General features: G+C 61.8%; 20 protein-coding genes and 2 pseudogenes. 10 read left to right on the top strand and 12 right to left on the bottom strand.

The features are described from left to right. The 7 genes and pseudogenes from EFQ99_RS31010 to argE form a co-directional block, all read right to left on the bottom strand. Positions 1 to 270: pseudogene (locus EFQ99_RS31010) on the bottom strand (IS110 family RNA-guided transposase); the annotation flags it as partial. A 118-nt stretch (positions 271 to 388) separates the two neighbouring features. Further along, complete coding sequence (locus EFQ99_RS31015; RefSeq protein WP_126924878.1) at positions 389 to 1,846, bottom strand: NAD-dependent succinate-semialdehyde dehydrogenase; 1,458 nt, start codon at positions 1,844 to 1,846, stop codon at positions 389 to 391. A gap of 23 nt (positions 1,847 to 1,869) precedes the next feature. Beyond that, positions 1,870 to 2,910, bottom strand: a complete 1,041-nt coding sequence (locus EFQ99_RS31020; RefSeq protein WP_126924879.1) for a tartrate dehydrogenase — start codon at positions 2,908 to 2,910, stop codon at positions 1,870 to 1,872. A gap of 13 nt (positions 2,911 to 2,923) precedes the next feature. After that, on the bottom strand, positions 2,924 to 4,387 hold the full coding sequence (locus tag EFQ99_RS31025; protein WP_126924880.1) for an aldehyde dehydrogenase family protein: 1,464 nt from the start codon (positions 4,385 to 4,387) through the stop codon (positions 2,924 to 2,926). Between the two features lie 126 nt (positions 4,388 to 4,513). Next, positions 4,514 to 4,870 carry a cupin domain-containing protein gene (locus EFQ99_RS31030; RefSeq protein ID WP_126924881.1) on the bottom strand — a complete coding sequence of 119 codons (357 nt, stop codon included), beginning with the start codon at positions 4,868 to 4,870 and terminating at the stop codon, positions 4,514 to 4,516. Positions 4,871 to 4,892: 22 nt separating this feature from the next. Further along, positions 4,893 to 5,816 carry a 2-hydroxyacid dehydrogenase gene (locus tag EFQ99_RS31035; RefSeq protein WP_126924882.1) on the bottom strand — a complete coding sequence of 308 codons (924 nt, stop codon included), beginning with the start codon at positions 5,814 to 5,816 and terminating at the stop codon, positions 4,893 to 4,895. A 25-nt stretch (positions 5,817 to 5,841) separates the two neighbouring features. After that, positions 5,842 to 7,014, bottom strand: coding sequence for an acetylornithine deacetylase (argE, locus tag EFQ99_RS31040; protein WP_126924883.1), 1,173 nt, complete (start codon positions 7,012 to 7,014; stop codon positions 5,842 to 5,844). A gap of 258 nt (positions 7,015 to 7,272) precedes the next feature. Between argE and EFQ99_RS31045 the strand changes: the two genes are divergently transcribed. The 5 genes from EFQ99_RS31045 (at position 7,273) to fabI (ending at position 13,640) form a co-directional block, all read left to right on the top strand. Further along, positions 7,273 to 8,130 (top strand): GNAT family N-acetyltransferase, encoded by an 858-nt coding sequence (locus tag EFQ99_RS31045; protein ID WP_245441612.1) that lies wholly within the window; start codon positions 7,273 to 7,275, stop codon positions 8,128 to 8,130. 258 nt (positions 8,131 to 8,388) lie between these two features. Next, positions 8,389 to 10,635 carry a DUF3141 domain-containing protein gene (locus EFQ99_RS31050; RefSeq protein WP_126924885.1) on the top strand — a complete coding sequence of 749 codons (2,247 nt, stop codon included), beginning with the start codon at positions 8,389 to 8,391 and terminating at the stop codon, positions 10,633 to 10,635. Between the two features lie 49 nt (positions 10,636 to 10,684). Beyond that, positions 10,685 to 11,650, top strand: coding sequence for a phosphate acetyltransferase (locus EFQ99_RS31055; protein ID WP_126924886.1), 966 nt, complete (start codon positions 10,685 to 10,687; stop codon positions 11,648 to 11,650). A gap of 4 nt (positions 11,651 to 11,654) precedes the next feature. Next, positions 11,655 to 12,824, top strand: coding sequence for an acetate/propionate family kinase (locus EFQ99_RS31060; RefSeq protein WP_126924887.1), 1,170 nt, complete (start codon positions 11,655 to 11,657; stop codon positions 12,822 to 12,824). A gap of 30 nt (positions 12,825 to 12,854) precedes the next feature. Continuing rightward, complete coding sequence (gene fabI, locus EFQ99_RS31065) at positions 12,855 to 13,640, top strand: enoyl-ACP reductase FabI (RefSeq protein WP_126924888.1); 786 nt, start codon at positions 12,855 to 12,857, stop codon at positions 13,638 to 13,640. 121 nt (positions 13,641 to 13,761) lie between these two features. Here the strand turns inward: fabI and EFQ99_RS31070 are convergent, their stop codons facing one another. After that, positions 13,762 to 16,371 carry an AMP-binding protein gene (locus EFQ99_RS31070; protein ID WP_126924889.1) on the bottom strand — a complete coding sequence of 870 codons (2,610 nt, stop codon included), beginning with the start codon at positions 16,369 to 16,371 and terminating at the stop codon, positions 13,762 to 13,764. A 279-nt stretch (positions 16,372 to 16,650) separates the two neighbouring features. Between EFQ99_RS31070 and EFQ99_RS31075 the strand changes: the two genes are divergently transcribed. Further along, complete coding sequence (locus EFQ99_RS31075; RefSeq protein WP_126924890.1) at positions 16,651 to 17,673, top strand: class I SAM-dependent methyltransferase; 1,023 nt, start codon at positions 16,651 to 16,653, stop codon at positions 17,671 to 17,673. 110 nt (positions 17,674 to 17,783) lie between these two features. On the opposite strand, the gene EFQ99_RS31080 is transcribed toward EFQ99_RS31075, so the two are convergent. Then, complete coding sequence (locus tag EFQ99_RS31080; RefSeq protein WP_126924891.1) at positions 17,784 to 18,968, bottom strand: MFS transporter; 1,185 nt, start codon at positions 18,966 to 18,968, stop codon at positions 17,784 to 17,786. Between the two features lie 303 nt (positions 18,969 to 19,271). On the opposite strand from EFQ99_RS31080, the gene EFQ99_RS31085 reads away from it, so the two are divergent. Then, complete coding sequence (locus EFQ99_RS31085; protein WP_126924892.1) at positions 19,272 to 20,249, top strand: phosphodiester glycosidase family protein; 978 nt, start codon at positions 19,272 to 19,274, stop codon at positions 20,247 to 20,249. A gap of 41 nt (positions 20,250 to 20,290) precedes the next feature. Further along, positions 20,291 to 20,413 (top strand): annotated as a pseudogene (locus EFQ99_RS36350) (helix-turn-helix domain-containing protein); the annotation flags it as partial. Between the two features lie 71 nt (positions 20,414 to 20,484). On the opposite strand, the gene EFQ99_RS31095 reads toward EFQ99_RS36350, so the two are convergent. Then, positions 20,485 to 22,446: an elongation factor G gene (locus EFQ99_RS31095; protein WP_126924893.1), complete on the bottom strand. Its 1,962-nt coding sequence runs from the start codon at positions 22,444 to 22,446 to the stop codon at positions 20,485 to 20,487. Between the two features lie 344 nt (positions 22,447 to 22,790). Between EFQ99_RS31095 and EFQ99_RS31100 the strand changes: the two genes are divergently transcribed. Next, positions 22,791 to 23,093: a zinc ribbon domain-containing protein YjdM gene (locus EFQ99_RS31100; protein WP_126924894.1), complete on the top strand. Its 303-nt coding sequence runs from the start codon at positions 22,791 to 22,793 to the stop codon at positions 23,091 to 23,093. 20 nt (positions 23,094 to 23,113) lie between these two features. Here EFQ99_RS31100 and EFQ99_RS31105 read toward each other — a convergent pair whose 3' ends face one another. Together EFQ99_RS31105 and EFQ99_RS31110 are read right to left on the bottom strand one after the other, a co-directional pair. Further along, on the bottom strand, positions 23,114 to 23,527 hold the full coding sequence (locus EFQ99_RS31105) for a hypothetical protein (protein ID WP_126924895.1): 414 nt from the start codon (positions 23,525 to 23,527) through the stop codon (positions 23,114 to 23,116). Then, positions 23,524 to 23,790, bottom strand: coding sequence for a type II toxin-antitoxin system prevent-host-death family antitoxin (locus EFQ99_RS31110; protein ID WP_126924896.1), 267 nt, complete (start codon positions 23,788 to 23,790; stop codon positions 23,524 to 23,526). Before EFQ99_RS31110 ends, EFQ99_RS31105 begins: the two co-directional genes overlap by 4 nt. Positions 23,791 to 24,245: 455 nt before the next feature. On the opposite strand from EFQ99_RS31110, the gene EFQ99_RS31115 reads away from it, so the two are divergent. Continuing rightward, a complete protein-coding gene (locus EFQ99_RS31115) occupies positions 24,246 to 25,433 on the top strand; it encodes a hypothetical protein (RefSeq protein ID WP_126924897.1) in 1,188 nt (395 codons plus the stop codon). Positions 25,434 to 25,568: the final 135 nt, after the last annotated feature.

Below are 25,568 nucleotides of genomic sequence, written 5' to 3' on the forward strand. Positions count from 1 at the left end.
CGGCTGCGCTTTCAGGAAAGCCTTGGTGTGCCTGGTTTCGATGCAGATCACAGGAAGGTCGACCTTGGCCAGGCCCTCGAACAGCCATTGAGATAGCGGGCCCGCTTCGAGACCGATCCACTCAATACGCCACTGCGGATCGGATAGAAGTGTGATGAGATCTTCCGGGTGACTGACCACCTTACGTTCCCGGCAGACTTTTCCATTCTCATCGACAATACAAACGGAAGTCTCCTTTACGGAAACATCGAGACCGGCATAATGCTTCATGCTGCGCTTCCTTTCTGATGCTTGTGGCTGATGGCTCAGACCACGTTCTACCATCAACTCGAAGCGCAGCACCTTCCTCACCGTCAAAGATGGGCACCAAGCCGATTATCCCATCTGCTCAGGCGAGCCCACCGATGTGGAAGGACTTCATTTCCAGATATTCCTCGATGCCGGCCTGCGCGCCTTCGCGGCCGAGCCCCGACTGCTTGACGCCGCCGAACGGGGCGACTTCGGTCGAAATCGCGCCGGTGTTGAGGCCGATCATGCCGAACTCAAGCGCTTCACCAACCCGCCAGGCGCGTTTCAGACTTTCCGTATAGAAATAGGCGGCGAGGCCGTAAGGCGTGCCGTTGGCGATCGCGAGCGCTTCTTCCTCGGTCTCGAAGCGGAAGAGTGGCGCGACCGGACCGAAGGTCTCTTCGCTGGCGAGCTGCATGTCGGTGGTGGCGCCTGTGAGAACCATGGGTGCCGTATATTGCCTGCCGGCCGGCAGTTCCGCACTTCTTGTGACGATCGCGGCACCCTTGGTAAGGGCATCCTCGACATGGCGGTTGATCTTGGCGATCGCCGCTTCATTGATCATCGGCCCGATCGCAACGCCGGCTTCCGTGCCGGGGCCGACCTTCATCCTGTCGACGCGGACGGCAAGTTTTGCGGCGAAGACGTCATAAACGCCGGCCTGGACGAGAATACGGTTGGCGCAGACGCAGGTCTGGCCGCCGTTGCGGAATTTCGAGGCGATGGCGCCCTCGACGGCGGCATCGATATCGGCATCGTCGAAGACGATGAACGGCGCATTGCCGCCGAGTTCCAGGGAAAGCCGCTTCACGCTGTCGGCCGCACCGCGCATCAGCAGCGAACCGACGCGGGTCGAGCCGGTGAAGGAAATCTTGCGGACCGTCTCGTTGGCCATGATCTCGTTGCCGATCCCGCTGGGCATGCCGGTGACGATGTTGATCACGCCGGCCGGAATGCCGGCCTTTTCGGCAAGCCAGCCGATGGCGAGCGCCGAATAGGGTGTGAATTCGGAGGGCTTTATAACGACGGTGCAGCCGGCGGCAAGTGCGGGCGCGACCTTGCGGGTGATCATCGCATTGGGGAAATTCCAGGGCGTGATGATACCGCAGACGCCGACCGGCTCCTTCAAGACGACGATGCGCCGGTCCGGCGTCGGCGACGGGATCGTGTGGCCGCCGATGCGGCGGGCTTCCTCGGCAAACCATTTGATGAAGGAAGCGCCGTAGCGGATTTCGCCGCGGGCCTCATCGAGCGGTTTGCCCTGTTCCGTCGTCAGGATCAGCGCGAGATCCTCGATATGTTCGATCATCAGGGCGTGCCATGCCTCGAGAAGTGCTGCGCGTTCGGCATGCGTCCTCTTCTTCCACGGGCCATAGGCTGCCTCCGCGGCCTCGATTGCCGCCCGCGTTTCGGCGCTTCCCATATCGGGCACCGTGCCGATGATCGCCTGGCTGGCCGGATCGATGACGTCGACGCTGTTGCCGGATGCGGCGGGAATCCACCTTCCGCCGACAAGCGCCTGTTGCCGGAAGAGGCCGGCTTCCTTCAAGTTCTGCATCTATCTGTCCCCGGTGAAGAAAATCAAAGCTGAGCGAGAATGGCGGCGGTGATCGCCTCGGTCCTGTCCTTGCCCGGGACCGTGCCGATGCCGTCGGCGGTCGTTCGTTCGATCGCGGCAATAATGGCGCCGGCAGCGGCCTTTTCTCCGAGATGTTCGAGCATCATGGCGCCGGACCAGATGGCGGCGATGGGATTGGCAATGCCGAGATGGGCAATGTCGGGGGCCGATCCGTGCACGGGTTCGAACATCGACGGCGCGCTGCGATCCGGATTGATGTTGGCCGAGGCGGCAAAGCCTAGCCCGCCCTGGATGGCGGCGCCGAGATCGGTGAGGATATCGCCGAAGAGATTGGAGGCGACGACCACGTCGAGGCTTTCCGGCGCCATCACCATGCGCGCCGCCATGGCATCGATGTGATAGCTCGTCACCTCCACATCGGCATATTCGCCGGCAAGCTTGCGGGTGATCTCGTCCCAGAAGACCATCGAATATTTCTGGGCGTTCGATTTCGTCACCGAGGCGAGCTTGCCGCGGCGGGCGCGCGCCTGTTCGAATGCGAAGCGCAGGATGCGCTCGACGCCCGTGCGGGTGAAGATCGAGGTCTCGACAGCCACCTCGTCCGCCGTGCCCTGATGGACGCGGCCGCCGGCGCCGGAATATTCGCCCTCGGTGTTTTCGCGGATGCAGAGAATGTCGAAGCCATCGGACCTCAGCGGTCCCTTGACGCCCGGAAGCAGGCGGTGCGGGCGGATATTGGCATATTGCACGAAGCTTTTGCGGATCGGCAGCAGAAGGCCATGCAGCGACACCGAATCCGGCACCTCCGCCGGCCATCCCACCGCACCGAGCAGGATGGCGTCGAAACCGCACAGCGTCTCGATGCCGTCGGCCGGCATCATCGTGCCGGTTTCTTTGTAGAAGGCGCAGGACCAGGGGAACTCTTCGCCTTCGAGCGTGAAGCCGGTCTTGTCGGCCACCTTCTCAAGCACCGACCAGGCGGCGGCGGTGACATCGGGGCCAATGCCATCGCCGGGAATGAGAGCGATCCGGTAGGTTGTCATGGCGATATCCTCCTCAAAGGCTGATCAAGACGCTCTTGCTCTTGCGGTTGGCATGATAGGCCTCGCGGCCGAGATCCTTACCGATGCCCGACTGCTTGTAGCCGCCGGTGGGAAGGATATGATCGCGCGAGCGGTTGTATCGATTGACCCAGACGGTTCCGGCCTGCAGGCGGCGGGTGAGCCGGATCGCCCGGGAAAGGTCTCGGGTGAAGAGCCCGGCGGCAAGTCCATAGGTCGGATGATCCGCCAGCGCGAGCGCTTCTTCCTCGTCCCGGAATGTCTGAACCGTCAGCACCGGACCGAAAATCTCTTCGGTGATGGCGGGCGAATTTCCGTCGATCCCGCCAATCAGGGTCGGGCTGTAGAAATAGCCGGGAGCATCCATCGGCCTGCCGCCGGTCAGGCATTCGCCGCCGGCCTCGATGGCCGCGGAAACGATCGCATGAATACGATCCTGCTGCTTCTCGGAAATGATCGGGCAATATTGCGCCGCGCCATCCCAGGTGGGAGCGGCAACGGCGGTCTTCATCCGGGCAACGATTGCTTCCACAAGCGGGCCAGCAATGGCCTCCTCGACGATGAGACGGGAGCCGGCGACACAAGCCTGGCCGGCATTGCTCATGATCCCGGCGGCGATCGCGGCCGCCGTCTTGTCGAGATCCGCATCGGCAAAGACGAGCTGCGGGCTCTTGCCGCCAAGCTCCAGCGTCATCGGCTTGATGCCGGTTCGGGCGATGTTTTCCATGATCGCCGATCCCGCCCGCGTCGAGCCGGTGAAGCTCACCTTGCCGATGTCGGGATGGCCCGTTATCGCAGTGCCGGTGACCGGGCCGTCCCCCAGCACGACATTGATCAGCCCGGCAGGCAGGCCGGCGCGGAGCGCGAGTTCGGCAAGATGGATGGTCGAGAAGGGCGTCATCTCGGATGGCTTCAGAACCACCGCATTGCCGGCGGCAAGCGCCGGCCCGAGCTTCCAGGCCGCCATCGAGACCGGGAAATTCCACGGCGTGATCGCGCCGACGACGCCATAGGGCTCGGTCATGATCATGCCGAGATTGCCGTCATCGGTCGGCACGAGATCGCTGCCTTCTTTATCGGCAAACTCGGCGAAGAAGCGGATCTGTTCCGCCGAAACCGCAATGTCGCCCTCCACTAGATGGCCGACCGGACGCGTCGACGAGAGCGCCTCCAGCCTTGCCAGGTGAGGCGCTTCCGCTTCTATCAGGTCGGCCCACCGATGCAGCACCTTCAGGCGCTCCCGCGGGCGAACGCCGCCCCAGTTGCTGGCTTTCAGCGCCGTCTTCGCCGTTTGAACGGCCTGATCGACCAGATCCTCGCCGGCAATGGGGCAACCGGCATAGGCCTTGCCGTCGGAAGGGCGGCGCATCGGGATGACGCCGTTCGCCGGTATGAGGCGATCTCCAATGAGATGGCCGATCGGAAGGGAAAGACTGTCGGGATCGAAACTCAGCGTCATGGCAATACCTCGGATCACTGAGAGCAAGGCTAACCGATCGGCCGAAGTAGCTTGATCCGATGACGGCGGGGAGGGCAGCGGAAAAACCCGTTCTGCCGCCGCCCGACAGCTTATTGTTTGGCGCCTTCAGGCCATGACGGTGACGTAGATCTTGCGGACCGTTTCGATGGTCTTCCAGACACCGGCGAAACCGGGCTTCATGACGAAACTGTCGCCCGCCTTGTAGACGACGGGATCGGCACCTTCCCCAGTGATTTCGACGACGCCGGACAGGATGTGGCAGAATTCGAAGGTCTCGCCCTTTATCGAGCGCGTGACGCCCGGGGTGGCTTCCCAGACGCCGGTATGGATCATCTCGCCGCGGGCAACATCCTGCGCCCAGGTCTTGAACTCCGGATTGCCCGAGATCAGCCGCTCCGGCAGCGGCAGGTTTTCACGCGGCGCGAAGGAAGGGTTCGGGTCGATGGTCTTGAGAAGGGGCATGGGTTTTCCTTTCTTTGAAGTGTCAGTAGCCGCGGCGGCGGTCGATCAATCCGATCGGATCCAGGCCGGCACGTATCCGCTTGATGTTGTCGGCGACGGCGCATGCAGCGGTGTTGGGTTGGGTGACGCTCGCCACATGAGGGGTGAGCAATATGCGCGGGTGGCTCCAGAAGGCGTGGTCCGTCGGCAGCGGCTCCGGATCGGTGACGTCGATCACTGCGCCGGAAAGATGGTCGCTATCCAAAGCCGCAATCAGGGCTTCGTGGTCGAGCTGCGGCCCGCGGCCGGCATGAACGATCGCCGCTCCCTGCGGCAGGCGCGCGAAGAGACCGGCGTTGAGAAAGCTGCGGGTCTCATCGGTCAGCGGCAGGAGGCAGACCAGGATATCGGTTTCGGCAAGCATGGCCTCGAGCCCGGCATCGCCGGCATGGCAGGCCACCCCCTCGATATTACGCTGCGACCGGCTCCAGCCCGACAGGGGAAACCCGAAAGGCTTCAACCGCTCGAGCACGGCCCGGCCGAGAACGCCGAGGCCGAGCACGCCGACGCGACGCTCTTGCGCCTGAAGCTGCGGCAGAGCCTTCCAGACCCGATCGCGCTGCTGGCCGATATAGGCGGGCAGGTTGCGGTGGAGCGCCAGCACGGCAAGCGTCACATATTCCTGCATCATGCGCACGATGCCTTCCTCGACCATGCGCACCATCTTCACATGATCAGGCACGTCGCCGATCTGGAACTGATCGACGCCGGCGCCGATGGAAAACAGCACTTCGAGATTGCGGTAACGCGAGAGGTCGGCAGGGACCGTCCAGCTGATCAGGTAGCGCACGGCGTTCGGATCGACGCTCGCAGGCTCCATCGAAAAAGGCAGGTCCGGCAGCTCGCGCGCGAAGATTTCCTGGAAGACGGCGCCGCGGCGGGTATCGGAATTGAAGAGAAAGGTCATCGTCCGGAATCCTTGGCTGGAAAAGTCAGGCGCGGCAGCGGGCGGCGAGCGCCTCTATCATCGCCTGGCAGGCGGCAAGCTCGCTCGTGAGAATGAACTCATCAGGCTTGTGCGCACGGGCGATATCGCCCGGACCGCAGATGATCGCATCTACGCCCGCGCGCTGGTAGAGGCCGGCTTCCGTGCCGTAGCTGACGGCCGCTAGCGGCGTCTTGCCGGTCAATTCCTGCAGGAGGCCGGCGAGGGGTGCACCCGGCGGCAGCGACAGAGCCGGATAGGCGCTGAGAATTTCCCATTCGACGTCAAAGCCCGGCGCCTTCTGGCGCTCCGCAGCATCCTGCACGCCGGCGAGCAGGGAGACGGGATCGATGCCGGATATGGCCCGCGCCTCCACTTCCAGCGTGCAGAGATCGGGAATGATGTTGATAGCCTGACCGCCGCTGACGGTTCCGGCCTGCAGGGACGAGTAGGACGGTTCGAATGCGTCGTCGAACGGACCGTCGGCCAGATCCTGCGCCGTTGCGATCGCCGCGTTCAGCACGTCGGCCATGGCATGCACGGCGTTGAGCCCGAGATCGGGCCGGGAGGAATGGCCGGAGCGGCCCTTGATGGTGATGCGGGCGGCGGCCTTGCCCTTGTGGGCGAGGATCGCCTGCATGCCGCTCGGTTCGCCGATCACCGCGCCGAGCGGCTGCGCGCAGAGATCGGGCAGCCGGGCAAGCAGGTGCGGCACGCCGCGGCAGCCGGCTTCCTCGTCATAGGAAAAGGCGAGATGGATCGGGCGCGCAAGCGGGCTTGCCGTCAGCGTGGGAACGGCGGCAAGGACTGCGGCGAGGAAACCTTTCATGTCGGAAGTGCCGCGGCCATAGAGCCGCTCGCCTTCGGCTCTCAGCACGAAGGGATCGGAACTCCAGCCGGCTTCGTTGGCGGGGACGACATCCATATGGCCGGAAAGGATGTAGCCCGGCCTGTCCGAGGGGCCGATGATCGCAAAGAGATTGGCGCGGTCGCCCTCAGGACCGGGAAGGATACGGGCTTCGATCCCGAAGGAGCGGAGATAGGCATCGATCCAGTCGACCATCGCGCCATTGGGCGTGCCGACGACGGAGGGGAAGCCGATAAGCTTGTGGAGGATCTCGACCGCGGAGGTGGCCGGCAGGGCCTTGAACGGGCGATCAGCGCTGACGGGAGCAGACATTCCCAACCCCTTGAGTGAATGGCGACACCGCCGACTGGAATCTTTTCCAGGACGCGAGGCTTTAGATGCCGAAAGCTTCACCGATTTGGTTGATTGTTGCGTCTGCATGGGATTCACCAGCGATTTCTGCTGGCGGGTTTCCTATAGTCTGGTTGAGAGAGGACGTCCGGCCATGCGTTTGGCCGGCGTTGCCATGGGGATCAATTTTGGAGGAAGCGCGTGGCCGCTGGGAAATCGAAACTGGTCGACAGCTTCGAGATGCGCATCGCCGACATCAATACGGTCGATCTCGAACAATTGCATGCCTTGTCGATCGGGGTGGGCTGGCCGCATCGCGCCGACGATTGGCAATTCGTCCGCGAGCTAGGCAAGGGCGTGGTCGCGCTTGACGAAGTCGATCGCGTTCTCGGATCGGCCATGTGGTTTGCCTATGGCGAGGATTTCGCCACGATCGGTCTCGTCATCACCTCGCCGCGCCTGCAGGCCCGGGGCGCCGGCCAATGGCTGATGGACCACGTCCTTACCGAGATTCCCCAACACAATCTGGGTCTCAACTCCACGCGGGCGGCGAAACGCCTTTATCATTCCCTCGACTTCACCACGGAAGCCGTCGTCTCCCAATGTCAGGGCGAGGCTTTCTCTCCCGCTCCCGCGGAAACGCCGCCCGGCGCCGAACTCCGCGCGCTCGATATCGCAGACCTAGCGGCCATAACTGCATTGGACAAAGAGGCCTTCGGCGCCGATCGCACCGCGCTCCTTGCCCGAATTCTTCCTTCGTCCAGCGGCTTAGGGTTGATCCGCGACGGACAAATCGAGGCCTTCTCCTTCTGCCGGCGGTTCGGCCGCGGCCATGTCATCGGCCCGGTGGCGGCCTCAAGCGACGCGGATGCCATCGCCGTCATCCGCCCCCACGTCGCCGAGCATGCGGGCAAATTCCTGCGGCTCGACACACGGGAGAAAAGCGGAGCTTTTTCCGACTTCCTCTCCCAATGCGGCCTTTCCGTTTTTGACACCGTCACCACCATGTCGCGCGGCCGCCCATGGCTGGCAGTGCGGGAACGCCGGCACGCGGCCACGCCGAAAATATACGCATTGGCCGGTCACGCGCTCGGCTGACCCGAATCCGGCCGTGGGGCACAGCGTCGCCGTCGATCTTGATTTGTTCAGGCTACCAGTGACCTTTCCCGGTCAGGTCGGCGAACCGCCGTGTATGCTACCGTAAAATACGTTGGTGAGGCAGCGCGCTGCGCTTATGCTGCAAGTGCTAAGAGGGCGTGTGGCCGCCATACGCCAGCCCTGCACGAGGATCGAGATTATCACCCAGCATTAAGTCTTTGAGCTCCCGCCGAGAGCGGTGAGCCAGGAGGTTTTGGCATGCGGTATCCTTCCCATCTCCCCAAGCTTGATTACGTCACGCACCTCCGCCCAGCCGGTTTTGCTTTCGATTATGTCAGGGACGCCGCAGAGCGCAGTGTCCTCTACTGGGATGTAATGCGCCAGCGCGGCAATCAATATCGCGTCCATTCCGAAGCGGAAGCCCCGCATGTATTGAGCTTCACGCCCGAGGTTCTGCTCGATGGTCGCACGCTGAAGCGGCCCGTCAACTATGCGCTGGTCCGCATCGTTCCACCATCCGGCACAGAGATCGACGAGACGCGCCGGCCCTTCATCGTCGTCGATCCGCGCGCCGGGCACGGACCGGGTATTGGCGGTTTCAAGGCCGACAGCGAAATCGGGGTCGCGTTGAACGCCGGGCACCCCTGCTATTTCATCGGCTTCCTTCCGGAGCCAGTGGCTGGTCAGACGATCGAGGATATTGCGCTTGCCGAAGCGATCTTTCTGGAAAAGGTCATTTCGCTGCATCCCGGCGCCGATGCCAAGCCCTGTGTGATCGGCAACTGCCAGGCCGGCTGGGCTGTGATGATGCTGGCCGCCATGCGCCCGGAACTCTTCGGCTCGATCATCATTGCCGGCGCCCCTCTTTCTTACTGGGCGGGTGAACGCGGCAAATATCCGATGCGCTATACCGGCGGCCTGCTCGGCGGCACCTGGCTGACGGCGCTTGCCGGCGATCTCGGCCACGGGAAGTTCGACGGCGCCTGGCTGGTGCAGAATTTCGAGAACCAGAACCCCGCCAATACGCTCTGGACCAAGCAATATAACCTCTATTCCAAGATCGACACCGAAGCGCCGCGCTATCTCGGCTTCGAGCAATGGTGGGGCAATCACGTCAACCTTAACGCCGAGGAAATCCAGTTCATCGTCGACGAACTCTTCGTCGGCAACAATCTCGCCGCCGGCCGCATCGAGACCTCGAAGGGCGAGGCGATTGATCTGAGGAATATCCGTGCGCCGATCGTCGTCTTCTGCTCCAAGGGAGACAATATCACTCCGCCTGCCCAGGCGCTCGGCTGGATCACCGATCTCTATGACAGCGTCAACGAAATCCGCTCGCACGGGCAGACGATCGTCTACACGGTGCATGAAAAGATCGGCCATCTCGGCATCTTCGTGTCGGCGAGCGTCGCCCGCAAGGAGCACGGAGAATTCTCCAGCAATATCGATCTCATCGATGCACTGCCGCCGGGGCTCTATGAAGCGATTTTCGAAGCCAAGACCGATGCGACTGTCGGCGGCGATCTCGTCGAGGGCGACTGGATCATGCGCTGCGAGGAAAGGACGCTGGACGATATAAGTGCGCTCGGCTGCAACAATGCCGCCGATGACAGGCGCTTTGCGACGGCAGCCAAGGTCTCGGAGATCAACCTGTCGCTCTACCGCACCTTCGTTCAGCCCTTCGTGCGCGCGATGGTGCCGGAACAGGCGGCCGAAGAGATGCGCAGGCTCCATCCGCTCCGGCTGCATTATGAGCTGTTTTCCGACCTCAATCCCTGGATGTCGCGCATCGCCGACCTCGCCGTCGATGTGGCGGAGGAGCGCCATCCCGTTGCTGCCGACAATCCGTTCCTCGCCCTGGAGCAAATCTTTTCGCGCCAGATGGTTGCCGGGCTCGATGCATGGCGTGAAGGCATCGAGACACTCAGCGAGGCGGCGTTCCTGACCATCTATGGGTCTCCGTTCCTGCAGGCGGCGGTCGGCATAAATCCGGCGGACGAGAGACCGCACCGGCGCGCGAGCAAGACCGGATTGCATGCACAGGTGCTGAAAGCGAGGATCGAGGAACTGAAGGCTCAGATAGACAAGGGCGGCCTGAAGGAAGGCTTGGCGCGCAGCCTGCTTTATGTCGCGATGGCGAACGGTGCGGCCGACGAGCGCGGTTTTGCCGCCATCCGTCGGATGCGGCGCACCGAGGACGGAATGCCGGCGATGACACTTGGCGAATTCAAGGCCCTGATCCGCGACCAGTTCCTCATGCTCGTCATCGATGAGCAGGCGGCCGTCGATGCGATCCCGTATCTTCTGCCGACCGACGAGGACGATCGTCGTCACGCTTTGTCCTCGCTCCGCGAGGTGCTGACCGCACGCGGCGCTCTCTCCGGTGAGGCCGAACAGCGCTGGCAGAAGATCGTCAACCTCTTCGGCCTTTCGCAAGCGCCGCTCGCGGGGCCAGTTTCGCCGGACAGCCCGACGCCGCTCAGAGCCGTCAGGCGCGTGAAATAGCCGACTGCATCGGGAGTTGAACGCGTCTTTCAAGAGGGAGCACAGGCACATGCCGGATTGGGAAAACCCTGGCGAAGCCAGGCGGCACGAAAAGTATGAACGGCTGATCGCCAAGGCCAGGCAGGCGCCTCAGATGACGACAGTCGTCGCCCATCCCTGCGACGAGACATCGTTGCGAGGGGCTGTCGAGGCGGCTGAAGACGGGCTGATGCGTCCTATCCTTGTCGGGCCGGCGGAAAAGGTGCGAACTGCTGCAAAGGCCCATGCCATCGATATCTCGCCCTTCGAGCTGGTCGACACTCCGCACAGTGACGCGGCCGCCGCCAAAGCCGTGGAGATTATCCGTGAAGGCCGCGCTGACCTGTTGATGAAAGGCAGCCTGCATACGGACGAGTTGATGCGGGCCGTGACCTCGTCGACGACGGGATTGAGGACCGCGCGGCGGATCAGCCATGTCTTCGTGATGGACGTTCCGAACTATGCCGAAACGCTCTTCATCACCGACGCGGCCATCAACATCGCGCCAGATCTCGATGCCAAGCGCGACATCATTCAGAACGCCATCGATCTCTTCACCGAGATCGGTCTTGGCACGCCGCGGGTCGCGATCCTTTCGGCGGTCGAGACGGTCACCTTGAAGATCCCATCGACGATCGACGCGGCGGCATTGTGCAAGATGGCCGAGCGCGGTCAGATCACGGGCGGCATCCTCGACGGTCCGCTCGCCTTCGACAATGCGATCGATCCGGAAGCCGCAAGGATCAAGGGCATCCAGTCGGAGGTCGCCGGCCGGGCGCAGATCCTCGTCGTTCCCAATCTCGAGGCCGGCAACATGCTGGCGAAGAACCTCACCTTCCTGGCACGGGCGGATGCGGCAGGTATCGTCCTTGGTGCGCGCGTGCCGATCATCCTGACATCGCGGGCCGATAGCGTGCGGGCGCGCCTCGCCTCCTGCGCTGTCGGGGTGCTCTTTGCCGAAGCGCGCCGCCGCACGGCGCCGATACAGGGCGGTTGATGCCATGGATACGATCCTCGTCGTCAATGCCGGTTCCTCCAGCCTGAAATTCGAAGTCTTCTCCGTGGAAGGCTCGCTTGCGCGGCAGATCAAGGGAAAGATGGAGGGCATCGGCACCGCGCCGCACCTGACCATCAAGAGCGCCGGCGGTGACCGGCTGGCGGACGAAGACTATGCCCGCGAGGCCGTTCCCGATCTTCCCGCTGCCACGCGGGTGGTCGGACAATTGCTGCGTGAGAGGCACCAGGGGCAGTTGATCGCGGTCGGCCATCGGGTCGTCCACGGCGGGCCCGACCATATGCGCTCGTTGCGCATCGATGAAAAGCTGCTGCGGGAACTGGAACGCTACACGCCGCTTGCGCCACTGCATCAGCCGAACAATCTTGCGCCCATCCGCGTGCTGCTCGAACACCAGCCGCAGCTTGCCCAGGTCGCCTGTTTCGATACCGCCTTCCATCGCGGCCACGATCCGATGGCCGACCACTATGCCATTCCCGCCCATTATTTCGACGAGGGTGTGCGGCGCTATGGTTTCCATGGCCTGTCCTACGAATATGTCGCCGGAAAGCTGGCCGAGATCGCGCCCGATATCGGCGGGCGGGTCATCGTCGCGCATCTCGGAAGCGGTGCCTCCATGTGCGCGCTCAGCGGGGGAAAAAGCGTGGAGAGCACATTGGGCTTTACGGCTCTCGACGGCCTGCCGATGGGCACGCGCTGCGGCCAGATCGACCCGGGCGTGCTTCTCTATCTTCTCCAGCAGCACGGCATGAGCGCACGGGAGCTGCAGGATCTTCTTTACAAGGAATCCGGCCTCAAGGGGCTCTCAGGCCTCAGCAACGACGTGCGCGACCTGCTGGCGAGCGAGGAGCCGGGTGCGGCACTCGCGCTCGATCATTTCGTGCATCGCATCGGCCTCAATGCCGGCATGCTGGCGGCCGCGCTCGGCGGATTGGACGCTTTTGTCTTCACCGCAGGCGTCGGGGAAAACTCACCTGTGATGCGCGAGCGGATAAGCCGGAAGCTGGAATGGTTAGGCGCTAAGCTCGATAGGAGGCGAAACGCCGTAGGCGAGCTGTTGATTTCGGGCGACGATAGCACGGTCGCCGTCTACGCCGTGCCGACTGACGAGGAACTGATGATCGCGCGGCACACATACGCATTGATCGCCGCATGATGGGCAACCCGTGACCGAAGAGAGGGGCTGATGATAATCCCTGATGTGAAGGCCAAACTTCTTGAAGGTAAACGCGGGCTGGTGGTTGGCATCGCCAATGACCAGTCGATCGCCTGGGGCTGCGCCAGAGCCTTCCGTGCGCTCGGCGCGGAACTCGCGGTGACCTATCTCAACGATAAGGCCAAGCCCTATGTCGAGCCGCTGGCCGACGCCCTGGAAGCGCCGATCTTCATGCCGCTCGACGTATCGATGCCGGGACAGCTGGAGTTGGTCTTCGATCGCATTGGGGAACACTGGGGCGAGCTGGATTTCCTCGTCCATTCGATCGCCTTTTCGCCCAAGGACACGCTGCAGGGCCGTGTCGTCGATGTGCAGCGCGACGGCTTCCTGAAGACGATGGACATTTCCTGCTGGTCCTTCATCCGCATGGCGCAACTCGCCGAGCCGTTGATGAAACGCGGCGGCACTCTCTTCACCATGACCTATTACGGCAGCCAGATGGTGGTGAAGAACTACAACGTCATGGGAGTCGCCAAGGCGGCACTCGAAAGCGCCGTGCGCTACATCGCCGCCGAACTCGGGCCGAAAGGCATTCGGGTGCATGCCATCTCGCCCGGACCGCTGGCGACACGGGCTGCCTCCGGCATCCCGGAATTCGACGATCTGCTCAGCAAGGCCGAGGAAAGGGCGCCGACACGCAGCCTGGTGTCGATCGACGATGTCGGCATGGCGACAGCTTTTCTGGCGCATGACGCTGCACGGTCGATGACCGGCGACACGATCTATATCGACGGCGGCTACCACATCATGGATTAGGCGCAATGTGCGCTGCTATACTGGATCGGCTGAAAATATCCGGCCGGTCACGCGCTCGGCTGAATTGCCTTCCCGCCGACGGCCGCCTCTGTCATCACCGCATGCCGATCGCTTCCCAACATCAATTTGAGCCGATCGGCAGCGCTAACTCCAAGCGGCGTCCAACCGAAAGATTGCCGAGCAGATTGCGAAGTCGAGCCAGCGCGTGGTTGGCGGCGATACCGGCCACGACACCGCCCGCGATCGCCACGAGATGAAAGGCGGCAGGGGGAAGAATGCCCGCCGCAGGCGCCATCAGCAATTCCGGGACGAAACGGTGCAACAGGTAGATTGGAAAGGCTGATGTCGCGATCAGCGTCACGAGACGCCCCATCTCGGCCGGCAACCGGATGCGCTTGATATAAACAAGGGCAAGGAGCGCTGCAAAGATCGTCAAATACTTGACCGTCGTTCCGATCCAGACGGCCTCCCAGAAGGCGAGGTAGCCGAGGACCAGTGCGGCCGACGCCATCAAAACTAGCCTCTTTGCCGGCCGATCGGCAAAGCCTGCGCACCAGCCGAAAACGCAGAGGTGAAAAACCCAATAGGTCGCGAAGATCTGACGCCCGCCAATCTCGATGAAATGCGGCAGCGAAAAGCGCGCGACGACGGCAAGACCCAACAGGCCGAGCGAGAAGGCGAAGGGCCGCGCCAGCGCGAGCCTGCGTGCGGCCGGCAGGGCAAAGATGAGCGCGAAGGCGAGAAGAATTTGCGCATAGGCTTCGATGAACCAATAGAGATAGGGGATCATCTCGTGGCGCTCCGGCTCGGCATAGCCGAAATTGCCGGTCAGCGTGACCGAAGCCCATGGCACCGCCCGCCAGGCGACCGCATAGGCGGCGACGATCAGGAAATATGGGATCAGGACGTTGATTGCCGGTCTCAGCGCCAGGCCAAGCCGGCCGGCGAACAAATGACCTGATTGAAAGCGCGCCAGGCTAAAGCCGACCAGCAGCATCATCACGCCGGAGCCGCCGGGAATAGGCCAGAAGGTCTCGTGCTGTATCACCACCAGCAGGATTGCGACTGCTCTGAGCACCAGGTCGATCGGCACCCCGCTTGCTCCTTGGCGCTTCGCCGGAAACGTCGTCGGATGGCGCGTGCCAAGCTCGGCGATCGTCATGCGTTCCCAACCGTCGGGAACAGCAACGCCCAGGCTTTCGAGCTCCATGACCAACTGCAGGAAACGCAGTGAATCTCCGCCGAGCGAGATGAAACTGTCCTTGCGGCTGACGGCGAGGGGATAGAATACGCGGGCATAGGCATCCAGCACCGTGCCCGACGCCATGCGCAATTCCGCCCGCCCTTTCCGCGTCTCCTCCCGGAGACAGGCATAATCGATCTTGCCGGAAGCAAGCCTTGGAAGACTGTCGCGCGCCGTCGCGGAAATCAGATTGGCCGGAAGACCGCTTGCCTCAGCGACGACGGCCCGCGCACGCTTCAAACAGCCTGCATCGACCACGTAGACCCGCAGCCCCGCATCGTCACCGAGGACTGCCGCCGTAATGCCCTCGCGCAGCAGCGCCTGTTCCATGACGTCGAAGCCGATCCTGAGGCCCGCGATCTTGGCAAAGCGGCTCTTTCGCCCGACGATGCGGAAGAAGCCCTGTTCATCCCGCACGGCAATGTCGCCGGTGCTCAGCGCCTCGATCTCGGCGCCTCGGGCAAGATCGCCGCGCTCCCTGCCGTAGCCCATCATCACGTTCGGGCCGCGGTAGACGAGTTCTCCGGCGATGCCTGATTGGCTAATCGGCCTGCCTTCGTCATCGGCGAGGGTGAGGCTGCCCCCCGGTATTGATATGCCGATGCGCTGCTCCTCGTCGGACAGGCTTTCCGGCGGAACGAAGGCAATGCGCGCCGTCGCCTCGGTCTGGCCGTACATGACGAAGAAGCGGCCGCCTTGCGCACGCATATGGTCCCGGTAAAGGCGGATCAGATCAGAGTCGAGCTTGCCGCCCGCGACCGTCATGAGACGCAGCGCCCTCGTTTGCGAGGTGCGAAAGTCAGACCTTTCCAGCAGTTCATAGGAGTAGGGTACGCCGGAGAGATTTGTGCAGCCGTTCTCATCGATGATGCGGACGAAATCGCCGTCCGTCACGGAGGTGCCGGGAAAGAATATACTGCCGCCCGCAATGAGATGCGAGTTGAGCACCGACAGCCCGTAGGAATAATGCAGAGGCAGGACCAAGGCGGCGCGATCGCTGGACGAGAGTTCGAGATAGGCGGCGATCGAACGTGAATTGGCGTCGAGATTGGCACGGGAAAGGCGCACTGCCTTGGCAGCGCCCGAACTGCCCGATGTCATGAGCAAGAGCGCGAGATCAGGATGGATCGCCGGTCTGTCCTTTCCGGGCCGGATGTCCTCGATCAGCCGCCAGCGGCCATCGGCGCGACGGAAGGTGAAATCCGGCTGGAAGGCGTCGATAAAATCATCCCAGATCCTCTCATCGCAGGGCGGCAGCATGGCGACCGCGTGTCCTGAGCGCAATGCCGCGAGATAGGCAACGGTGGCATGCTCCGAGGCTTCCGCAGCGATAGCCACGAGCCGCTTTTCCCCATGGCCCAGCCGGTTTGCGAAGCGTCGCATTTGCTCGTCGAGTTCCGCATAGGAAAGGCTCCGCCCGCCGCCGAAAAGAAGCGCCGGGCGATCCTCGGTGCGAGCGATTTCGGAAACGATGTCGGTCAGAAGCATGGTCACGCGCGTCGGATTATGGCTAGAAAACCAAGCGCCTATATTCCTTGAGTATTCGAGTCAACTATCCGATTGCCCGCTCACCGGTGATTGCAGCATTGAGGCGTGAATAGTTGGCGGAATTTCGCGCAAAGGGGGCGGCCGGCGCACAGCGCGGTCTTTAACGCGGAGGCACCCGATAGGGTTAGCGCGGTACGTATTGTAGAATATGTGAATGTACGCATAATCTCGGCGGCTGGCGCTGCCAGGCAAGATCAGTCGAAGGCTCTGGGGGATCCCATGGAAACAATTGTCGAGGACGCCCATGCCGGCGTCGTGTCGCCCGAACTCGTGGTCGATGCACTGTTTGCCTGCCGAAAGACGGCGGCGATGAGGGCGGCCATCGAGCTCGATCTCTTTACTCATATCGGCGAAGGCAGAACGGCAGCGTTGTTGGCGGCGGCGACAAGCGCCTCGGAGCGCGGGGTGCGCATCCTGTGCGACTACCTTGTGGTCCATGGTTTCCTGACAAAGGAGAGCGGACAGTACCGAATGACGCCTTCGACCAGAATGTTCCTCGATCGCAATTCGCCGGCCTATATGGGTTCTGCCGTCGAGTTCGTCGCCGCACCCGAAATACTGGATAATTTTCTGCGCGATCCGGCCGCCATCGTGCGAAACGGCGGTTCGTCCGGGCTTGCCAACATGTCGGCAGACAACCCCGTCTGGTTGAAGTTTGCCCGCGGCATGGGCTCCTTTACCGGGCTCAGCGCCAAGATACTGGCTGGCGAAATCTCCGGCTGGCCGAGGTCTCCCAAAAAGGTCTTGGACATCGCGGCAGGTCCAGGCGTTTTCGGAATCGAAATTGCCAAGGTCTTTCCATCGGCGGAAATCGCAGCCGTCGACTGGGCCGCCGTATTGGAACTATCGAGGCAGAATGCGGAAAAGGCCGGCGTGGCCGACCGGTACCGGACGATCGCCGGCAGTGCCTTTGATGTGGATTGGGGCACGGGGTATGATCTTGTGCTGCTTCCAAATTTTCTGCACCACTTCGATGTGCCGACATGTGCTGAGCTTTTGCGAAAGATCATCGCGAGCCTTGCAAGGGATGGCCGGATCGTCGCGGTCGATTTCGTGCCGAACGAAGATGGCGTTTCGCCGCCTTTTCCCGCGGCCTTCTCCTGGGAGATGCTCGCCGGCACACCGGCGGGCCAGGCTTATACGCAAAGTGAGTTGACTGAGATGGCAAGACTGGCCGGACTTTCCGGCGTTACGGTCAAACCGATGCCGCCAACTCCGGCAAGCCTCATTGCCTTTGAATAGCCGGTCGACCGTCGCTGCGTCGCCCGGCTGACACCGGGTTGGTCAGACCGGTAAACCACAGCCAATGCGGTCGGCGTAGCCGAATTGGCTAACCCTCTGCTGGCAATCCGTCATCCGTTGACGCTCTGAACAGTCGCAACGCTAGCGCCGCCGGCAGCCCGGCGCGTGGCAAGCGCCTTGACCGAAAAGAGTGCGTAGATGATCAGCGGAAGGCAGACGAGATAGGAGGTCCTGATGCCTGCATGTTCGGCAATGAAACCGAGCAGCGGCGGCGCCAGGAAGAAGACGACGAAGGTCATCTGGCCGAGAGCGGCGACGTTGAGATAGGCCGCGCGATCAGTGCGCTGGGCCGCTGCCGAGACGGCGAGGGGATAGACCGCGCTGCAGCCGGCGCCCATCAAGGCGAAGCCCGCCAGTGCGACATAGGCATGCGGTGCGCCCCAGACGGCGCAGGTGCCGATCGCCGAAAGCACAAGCAGCATCGTGGCGACGGCCCGCGCGCCAAACCGATCGACCAGCGGATCGACGAACAGGCGCGCCAGCGCCATGCAAAAGGTAAAGAGTGTCAATCCCAGTCCACCGATGAAGGGCTCGACTGCAAACACATCGCGCATATAGATCGCCGACCAGTCGATCCCCGCACCTTCGACGAGAAAGGCGGCGATGCCGATGACGCAGAGCGGCATCAGCCCCCAGGTAGGAAGCGCTATCGGCGGCGCCTTGCCTTCCTCCAACGTGATCCGCGCCGGCGCATTGCGCATGCCGGCGATCGCCCAGATGCCGATGAAGAGGACCGCGACGAAGGTCACGGCGAGATGTAGCTGCATCGAAATACCGGCTTGGCGGACGACCGAGGAGACAAGCGCCGTGACGAAGAAGCCGAGGCTCCAGAAACCATGAGCCCTGTTCATCACGCCGCGTCCCAGTTGTGCTTCGATGCGGTCGATCTCGACATTGAGATTGATCTCCAGCGCCCCGGCGAGCAGCCCCTCGGCGAAAAACAAACAGAATACGACCGGCGCAGCACCGATCCATGGCACCAGCGACAGCAGCGCAGATGTGCCGAGAACTGTAATGAACGCCGTCGTCCGCGCGCCGAGCCGGGCGATCAATGGCGAAGAGAAAGTCAACGAAATCAAGGCGCCGATCGCAGACCCTATCAACGTCAACCCAAGCTCGGACTTATCGACGCCAAGCGCAACCTGCAAATCCGGCATCCTCGACAGCAGCGCCCCCAGCGACACGGCGAAGAGAAAGAAGCAGACATAGATCCGCTGCTGCGGCGCAATTTTCATGATGCAACTCCGGGGATTGACGCGTCGAAGCAGAACACGCGCTTTTGGATCTGTGATGAATACCTCAGAGGGCCGGAGATCAAAACTTGTTTCTGAGGGGATGCGACGGAACAGGCGGTTTGCTCGACATTCTTCACGAGCGCCCGCGAGGGGCGCCGGCGGCGGTAACGCAGGCCATCTCATCGGGCGCCGCCCTCGGCTTATATGATCGTCGTAGAAAAGCCTCACTTGAAATCGCATGTGCGCAGCACATGCGTCACGTCGCATACCTAACCTAACTATATGGATTAGAGAGAACTTTTGATGTCGGTCGTTCGCAAGCTCCTCTACGGAATAGCCGCAGCATTGGTCATCGCGATTGTCATTGGTGCGGGATGGCTCTGGCAGATTGCGGGCGCTTACGGTTTCAACAGCATATTGCGACGCGGCGGAACCTATTGGATCACTGTGAAGCCTGACGACGAGCGGCTATCTGCCTCCATGCAATTGGCGCTAAAGAGCCCAGTCCCGACCGTGCAGCCGGGGCCGCTAGTCTGGCAGCAGCCTGAGCCCGGCTTCGAAGTAGCAGAACTGCCAGTGCTTGCCGATGGACGCGAGGTCGACCGGATTTTTCTCAGCCGGATTGACCCGGCGCGCTTCCGCTTCGTCGTCCATAACGCACCAAAGGGTGATACGGGTATCGACGAATGGGAACATGCTTTGCCGAAGGCCGTGCTGATCGTCAATGGCAGCTATTACGACACACATGGCCGGCCGGACACACCCTTCATCGGTGAGGGTGTAGCGCTGGGTCCCCAGCAGTATGATGCAAAGGCTGGCGCCTTCATTGCGGATGCAAACTCAGCCGACATCCGTGACCTGACCCATCAGGATTGGCAGAGCGCCTTTGCCGGAGCGACAAATTCCATGGTTTCATATCCGCTTCTGATCGGTGACGATGGCCAGACCCACGTGAACGTGAAAAGCCGCTGGCTAGCCAATCGGACCTTTGTGGCCAAGGACGGCGCAGGCCGCATTGTGATCGGCACGACAAAGGAGGCGTTCTTTTCCCTCGACCGGTTGGCGGACTTTCTCAAGGCGTCGCCACTGGATCTCAAGATCGCCCTCAACCTCGATGGCGGTCCCATCGCATGCCGGAGCGTCCGGTTGAACGGGTATAGCCAAAAGTTCTATGCGCGATGGGAAGCGCAGGTCGACGACGATAACGTCAAATTGCTGCGCTGGCCGATTTCTCAGGCTACCTGGGCCATGCCAATGGTTTTGACCGTTGAGCCGAGATAGGCGAAAGGACCACAATTCGGAGGTGAGTTCGACCGTCCCTACAGGATTGGCCCGTCGCACATTATGTCGATCTGCTCGCCACCACGCCCTACCTTCTGGTCAAGGATATGCTGCTGCAGCGACGGCTTCTGGAGGAGAAGCGCCTGCTGATGTTCAGGATGAAGTGCGACTCACGGTTAACTGCCAAGCGACATGAGCCCCATTCTGCGAACAAGCATGAAGTGGCGCGAGCGTTTCAGTGTGCGACGCCTGGTTCCTCGTGTGCCCTCACGATGGCGTCCGCTTCCTTGCCGTATAGCTCCTCGAAGTGATCGAAGGTCTTGGAAAAGTAACCAATGCCTTGTGTTGCCGAGCGCAGCGCCCGCGCCAGATCGTCAAGTGCGCCGCCCGGAATGAGTGCCCGGAAGATGTCCCATCCCTTAGCGGTTTCATCCCGGTCGAAGCCGAGAACCTGACCCTTGAGAGCGGAGACGATCTGGACGAGGCTGCCGGAATAGATCGACGGAATGTGAATTTCGCTGCGGAAGACCGGTTGCATTAAAACGGCCGACCCTTCGGAAAGCGCCTGTCGCACTCCCATTTTCGACGCAGTCCGGAAGGCGTGTTCCGAACTGTCGACGGCATGGTGTTGACCATCGTACAGCGTTACGCCGACATCGATGACCTGGAAGCCTAGCGGCCCTTTCTCCATCGCTTCGCGCGCGCCTGCTTCGACAGCCGGGATGTAGTTGCGCGGAACGACGCCACCCTTGACGGTTTCGCTAAAGGTGAAGCCCCGGCCGCGCTCATTGGGGCGAATGCTCAGCTTAACATCCGCGAACTGTCCGGCACCGCCGGTCTGTTTGCGGTGACGGTAATGAACCTCAGATGGTTTCGCAATTGTCTCGCGGTAGATCGGCGTGGGCGGTCGATCGGTTACGTCGATGTGAAACACGTCGGACAGGGTTCGGCAGAGATCGCGCAGGTGCACCGGCCCCTGGGCGCGCACGAGCTGGGCGCCGGTGCTTTCCTCCTGCAAGACCGTTAGGCCGCGATCCGTCTCGGAAAGTTTTGCCAGCGTTTCGGAGAGCTTGTTTTCATCGCGCTCGCTGCCTGGGACTAGGATCCTTTCAAGCATCGGCGTGGGTGGCTCCGTCCATTCAGGCGGGGCGGCCACCGCGTTTGATGTCAACAGCGAAGGGACGGGCAAGTGGTCCGACTTGACCGTCGCAAACACATCCCCCGACGCAGGCACAACCGCCGAATTGGACCGCCCGTTTGCAAGATGCTGTACGGCGCCGAGGCTGGAGCCGCCCAGTGATGCGCCCTGCCGCAGTCCCTCGCCAAGCGCGCGCACGAGCACTGTCTTACCGACATTCTGGCGATGATAGGCATGGAAGCTCACGGCAGTCAGCTTGTTTTCATCGACATTGCCCGCACGAGCCAGGCGCTGTCGAAGAACCCCCACCGGCGGCGCCTCGTGGCGCAGCGCCTTCATCAGTCTCATCATGCCGTTGCCGTGACTTGCGGCACCGATCAGGACTGGAATAATCCTGTTTTCCCTGAGAACCCGCGACGAGATGGCATAAAGCGCGTCGCTGGGCGGCTCGCGATCTTCGATCAATTCCTCGAGAAGCCAATCGTCGAATTCGGAGAGATGTTCCAGCAGCTCGGTGCGCGCTTCATGCTCGCGCTCGGCGGTATTTTCGGGGATTGCGATCAGCGCCGAGGTCTGACCTTCCCGGTATCGCCACGCCCGTTCGGAAATCAGATCACAACTGCCTATGATCCTGTCACCCTCGCGGATCGGGATCTGGCGAAGCAAAAGCGTGTGGTTGGCGTAGTCTTGAAGCGCAGCGATCACGTCCCTCAGCCGCCCTCTCGGTTCATCCATTCGGTTGACGAAGAGGATGCACGGCGTCCCCGAGGCTTCGACTATCCGCAGATAGGGCGCGGCGAGCACAGCCTCCTCGGGTGCCGATGAAACGCACAGGATGCAGGCGTCGCTGGCAAGAAGCGCGTGCTGTGCATGCGCCAACGCCTCGTTGGGTCCTGGCGCATCCAGAGCACACCACGCCTCGTTTCCAAAGGTGAATTCTGTGAGGTTCAATCCATAAGGGGAGCTGGATTTTCTCGGCGCCCCCTCCAGCGAGCCGAGCTTTTCCACGACTGTTGATTTTCCGGTCTGCGAGGGTCCAAGCACGGTAAAGCAGCGCATCGGCATTCCTCCAACTGCGATAAACACAATTTTCAGCCATCATAGGATGCCCTGAACCGCTGCAAGGCGCCAGAGGTGTTTCAGTTTCGCAACGCTTTTGACCTGGACTTGCGTTTGAGGCTGAGGTCCCTTTGCATTTAATCATCAGATTCTGTCTGCAACGATTTCAAGAGGATACCTCGACACCAAATTCGAGACACGGCAGTTAATGTGAGAATGCCGTTTTGAGTTTGGCACCGAGGAGCGCCACCCGAGTTGCCATGGACGAACGTCTGCGATAAGCGCCTTTGCACGCAGCTCCCGCACGAGAGGCGCCAAAGGACTTCTAGGGAATCGAGACGAGCATGGCCGCTGACGACGACGAATACATCTATGACGAAGTGACAGGCGAATGGCGTCCGGCTTCGGAGGTGGCAGCAGCCGCCGGCAATGAGGCGGTCGTTCGGGACGCAAGCGGCAATGTCCTTGCCGATGGCGACTCCGTCACCGTCATCAAGGATTTGAAGGTCAAGGGAGCCGGCCAGACGCTGAAACAGGGCACCGTCATCAGGTCGATCCGCCTCACCGATAATCCCGAGGAGATCGATTGCCGCCATGACGGAATCAAGGGTCTCGTTCTGCGCACCGAGTTCGTGCGCAAACGCTAGTCCAAATTCTCGGGGCCCGCTCAGCGGGTCCGGCTGACTTCCGTGGCCGACTTGCGGCGACTGATGAATTCACGCAGAAGCGGCAGGAAGAAGGCCTTGCTGAAGCGGCCGATTGGCGGCTCAGGTTCGAGATAGAACGAGTTCCCGACGATGTCGGTGTTGAACTCGTCGAAGATGATCCAGAGCCTGCGATCGGCATCGAGGCCGGCGCGGCGCTTTTCGATAGCCGGCACTTCCACGGCAAACCGCGACGCCTCCGGCTGCTTGGTGGTGATGGGGAAGAAGAGAACCAGATCACCGTCCGGTCGCGGCATTCTGACGCCGACGGCGACCGGCCGTTCCTTGCGTCCTTCCGTCTCTCCACGCCCGGCCTCTCTCGCCCATAGATACGGATAGCGTATGACGCTTGCGGTCTGGATCAGCTCATAGTTCACCGGCCAGTCTCGTCCTCGTCGGCATAGACCTCGACGGCATTTTCGAACTCGGCAAAGAATTCATCTGACATCGTTTCGATTGTCCCGACGGTGCGCCGATCCGACTGCTTCATCAGCCGCTGGTAGTCTTCGATATTGAGCAGGACCAATCGGGGTTTATTCCGCTGGGTGATGGTCACTGGATGGCGCAGGGCCTCGGCGATGATGTCGCCAGACTTACGCGAGAGATCGCTGGTTGAATAGGAACCGCTTGACTTAGGCATGTAGTTTCCCTGTTGCTGTATTTGTTGTAAAATACAACATTTCCAACAATGCTGCAATTTTTCATGCGATGTTGAACGCATTGCTGCTCAGTTCGCACCAGCGTCCGCCGGCCGAGGCCTGCAACGGTTTCGCCGGTCATCGTCGCCGTCGCCAAAGCCTCGTTAACCCCGCTTAAACCAGATCGATGGGGAAGAGCCTGCTACGGCGGCCGGGCTCGATGCAAACGGCTGCGAGGTGATTGAATCCGATCCGGAAATCTATATGCAAATGGTTGCAAGATTCGCGGAGATATACGAATGAGACGCCGCCCTTCCCGCGGCCGCATGACGACAGGTCTTCGGCCCCAGCGTTCGGCTCTCAATCTCGTCGCCCAGAATTAAGCCAGCAGGATGATGCCGCAGCACAAGGCCTGTGTTCCTGCTTCTCGCATCCATTTCTCCACAAGGATCTTTCGATGAAACACATCCGCAATCTCAATCTCCTGGCGGCAAGTGCTGCGTTCCTGACGCTAGGCGGCCCGGCCTTTGCCCTTGATGGCGCCGATATGATGAAGAAGCTTGCTGCGGCCACCGGCGCCGGCGGTACGGTCATCACCTTCGAGAAGGCTGATGTCGATGGCGACACGGTCACGGCATCAGGCGTCGAGGTCGGACTTGCGAGCCTGCCTGGCGATAAGATGAAGATCGGCGAGATCACCTTCGAGGGCGTGAAGGAGACCGAAGGCGGCGGGTATTACGCCAAGTCGGTCGCCTTCCCAGATGTCGACGTGAAGCAGGAGGGTGGTGAGTTTTCCGCCAAGGATTTGCAGGTCCAGGGTCTGACCATCCCCGCCAATGCCGCCGGAGCGACGCTCGACGACATCGTGCTCTATGAGGTCGTCAGCACCGGCCGGATCGCCTTCAACATGAACGGCAAGGATGTCTTCTCGATCGAAAGCTCCGAGTCGAATCTCGGGCGCGAGGATGGCGGCTTCACCTACGACGCCAATGTCGCCGGCCTCAAGATCGACCTGTCGCAGGTCGAGGAGCCGGCCTCCAAAGACGCGATCGAGAAGCTGGGGCTGACGACGCTAGACGGCGCAGTCACGATGAAGGGCAGCTGGGAGACCGAAAGCGGCAAGGTCGCGATCGACGAATATGCCTTCGACTTCAAGAATGTCGGCCGGCTGAACCTCGCGGTAGACTTTTCCGGTTACACGCTGAATTTCATCAAATCGCTGCAGGAAGCGGCCAAGACCGCCGAAGCCAATCCGAACAAGGAAGAGGCAAATCAGGCGATGGGCCTCGCCATGCTGGGCATGATGCAGCAGCTGACGTTCAACAGTGCCGAACTGCGCTTCGACGATGCATCGATCACCAAGAAGGCTCTAGATTATGCCGGCTCGCAGCAGGGCGTCAGCGGCGACCAGCTCGCGCAATCGCTGAAGGGACTCGTGCCGGTGATGCTGGCGCAGCTCAACCTGCCGGAACTGCAGAACCAGATCTCGGCCGCCGTCAATACCTACCTCGACGGCCCGAAGAGCCTGACGATCAGCGCCGCCCCTGAAAAGCCGGTGCCCTTCCCGATGATCGTGGGCGCGGCCATGGGTGCGCCGAACACCATTCCCACGGTGCTTGGCGTCAAGGTGACGGCGAACGACTAACGCATCGGCCCGAAATCGAAATCGATTTTCGGAATGCAGGATGCGCATTTCAAACTGTTGGAGACGCCGTGCATTCGAGAGGACGCACGGCGTTTCAAGACCGGCTTGCCGGGTGTGAAAGCTTGGCAACTGGTA

The sequence above is a fragment of the Rhizobium vallis genome, from assembly GCF_003985155.1.
GTDB lineage: Bacteria > Pseudomonadota > Alphaproteobacteria > Rhizobiales > Rhizobiaceae > Rhizobium > Rhizobium vallis.